The sequence below is a fragment of the Pseudomonas sp. HMWF006 genome (genome assembly GCF_003061205.1).
Classification (GTDB): Bacteria; Pseudomonadota; Gammaproteobacteria; order Pseudomonadales; family Pseudomonadaceae; genus Aquipseudomonas; species Aquipseudomonas monsensis.
In genome coordinates this window covers 1-1,027 of sequence record NZ_QAIU01000474.1, presented here as the reverse complement: position 1 = coordinate 1,027, position 1,027 = coordinate 1, and the positions used below count along the sequence as shown (strand labels likewise).

Genomic DNA, 1,027 nt, shown 5'->3' with positions numbered 1-1,027 from the left:
TGCCTGACCGAACCACAGGCCGGCTCCGAAGCGCACAACCTGCGCACCCGCGCCGAACTGCGCGACGGCCAGTGGGTGATCAACGGCGCCAAGCAATTTGTCAGCAACGGCAAACGGGCGAAACTGGCAATCGTGTTTGCGGTGACCGATCCGGATCTGGGCAAAAAAGGCATTTCCGCGTTCCTGGTGCCGACCGATACGCCGGGTTTCATCGTCGATCGCACCGAACACAAAATGGGCATTCGCGCTTCCGACACCTGTGCGGTGACGCTCAACAGCTGCAGCATTCCCGAGGCCAATCTGCTCGGCGAGCGCGGCAAGGGCCTGGCGATTGCCTTGTCCAACCTTGAGGGCGGCCGCATTGGCATCGCGGCTCAGGCGCTCGGCATTGCTCGCGCCGCGTTCGAAGCGGCGCTGGTGTATTCCCGCGATCGCATCCAGTTTGGCAAACCGATCAACGAACACCAGAGCATTGCCAACCTGCTGGCCGACATGCAGATGCAAATCAACGCCGCGCGCTTGATGATTTTGCATGCGGCGCGACTGCGTACGGCGGGCAAGCCGTGCTTGTCGGAGGCGTCGCAGGCCAAGCTGTTCGCGTCGGAGATGGCCGAGAAGGTCTGCTCCTCGGCGATTCAGATTCATGGCGGGTATGGGTATCTGGAGGACTATCCGGTGGAGAAGTACTACCGCGATGCACGGATTACCCAGATTTATGAAGGCTCAAGCGAGATTCAGCGGATGGTAATTGCGCGGGAGCTGAAGAACTACCAGCTCTAAAAGCATCACGAGCAGGCTCACTCCTACAGGGTCTTCGGATGTACACAGAACCTGTGTCAACCGCAATTCCACTGTAGGAGTGAGCCTGCTCGCGATGAGGTCAGCTCAAAGGTTGCATTATTTGCCCTGAAACTCCGGCGCCCGCTTGGCCACAAACGCCGCCATCCCTTCCTTCTGATCCTGCGTGGCAAACGCCGCATGGAACACTCGGCGCTCGAAGCGCACGCCTTCGGTGAGGTTGACCTCA

The 1,027-nt window shown here is 59.9% G+C and carries 1 protein-coding gene and 1 pseudogene; one reads left to right on the top strand and one right to left on the bottom strand.

Going from position 1 to position 1,027, the window contains the following annotated elements:
* Positions 1-780: acyl-CoA dehydrogenase family protein (locus DBR24_RS20670; RefSeq protein WP_256591695.1), on the top strand; the 780-nt coding region annotated here is incomplete at its 5' end.
* A gap of 117 nt (positions 781-897) precedes the next feature.
* Here DBR24_RS20670 and DBR24_RS20665 read toward each other — a convergent pair.
* A pseudogene (locus tag DBR24_RS20665) lies at positions 898-1,027 on the bottom strand (enoyl-CoA hydratase); the annotation flags it as partial.